The organism is Burkholderia territorii (genome assembly GCF_902833055.1).
GTDB lineage: Bacteria > Pseudomonadota > Gammaproteobacteria > Burkholderiales > Burkholderiaceae > Burkholderia > Burkholderia territorii.
This window is the reverse complement of the sequence record NZ_CADFEJ010000049.1, coordinates 1-1,416: the sequence shown is the minus strand read 5'-3', so window position 1 is coordinate 1,416 and position 1,416 is coordinate 1. Positions and strand designations below refer to the sequence as shown.

Genomic DNA, 1,416 nt, shown 5'->3' with positions numbered 1-1,416 from the left:
GGTGCAGGAATATTGACCTGCTTCCCATCAGCTACGCATTTCTGCCTCGCCTTAGGGGCCGACTCACCCTACGCCGATGAACGTTGCGTAGGAAACCTTGGGCTTACGGCGAGGGGGCCTTTCACCCCCTTTATCGCTACTCATGTCAGCATTCGCACTTCCGATACCTCCAGCACCCTTTACAAGGCACCTTCGCAGGCTTACGGAACGCTCTCCTACCATGCGTGCAAGCACGCATCCGCAGCTTCGGTATATAGCTTAGCCCCGTTACATCTTCCGCGCAGGACGACTCGATCAGTGAGCTATTACGCTTTCTTTAAAGGGTGGCTGCTTCTAAGCCAACCTCCTGACTGTTTTAGCCTTCCCACTTCGTTTCCCACTTAGCTATATTTGGGGACCTTAGCTGGCGGTCTGGGTTGTTTCCCTCTTGACACCGGACGTTAGCACCCGATGTCTGTCTCCCGTGATTGCACTCTTCGGTATTCGGAGTTTGCTATGGCGGGGTAATCTGCAATAGACCCCCCAACCATGACAGTGCTCTACCCCCGAAGGTGAGACACGAGGCACTACCTAAATAGTTTTCGGAGAGAACCAGCTATTTCCAGGTTTGTTTAGCCTTTCACCCCTATCCACAGCTCATCCCCTAACTTTTCAACGTTAGTGGGTTCGGACCTCCAGTACGTGTTACCGCACCTTCATCCTGGCCATGGATAGATCACCTGGTTTCGGGTCTACGCCCAGCAACTGAACGCCCTATTCGGACTCGCTTTCGCTACGCCTGCCCTATACGGTTAAGCTTGCTACTGAACGTAAGTCGCTGACCCATTATACAAAAGGTACGCCGTCACCCCTTACGAGGCTCCGACTGTTTGTATGCATGCGGTTTCAGGATCTATTTCACTCCCCTCCCGGGGTTCTTTTCGCCTTTCCCTCACGGTACTGGTTCACTATCGGTCGATCACGAGTATTTAGCCTTGGAGGATGGTCCCCCCATCTTCAGACAGGATTTCACGTGTCCCGCCCTACTTGTCGCACACCTAGTTCTTTCATACTGTTTTCGCCTACAGGGCTATCACCTGCTATGGCCGCACTTTCCAGAGCGTTCGGCTAACAATACAAATAAAGAGTGCAAGGCTCATCCCATTTCGCTCGCCACTACTTTGGGAATCTCGGTTGATTTCTTTTCCTGCGGTTACTTAGATGTTTCAGTTCACCGCGTTCGCTTCACATGGCCTATGTATTCAGCCATGGATACTCCATAAGGAGTGGGTTTCCCCATTCGGACATCCCCGGATCAAAGCTTGTTTGCCAGCTCCCCGGGGCTTTTCGCAGGCTACCGCGTCCTTCATCGCCTGTGATCGCCAAGGCATCCACCACATGCACTTGTTCGCTTGACCCTATAACGAGTCTGTCTCT

At 52.6% G+C, this 1,416-nt stretch carries 1 rRNA gene; it reads right to left on the bottom strand.

From position 1 onward, the window contains the following. A 23S ribosomal RNA gene (locus tag HW466_RS30905) occupies nt 1–1,397 on the bottom strand; the annotation flags it as partial. Nucleotides 1,398–1,416 lie beyond the last annotated feature (19 nt).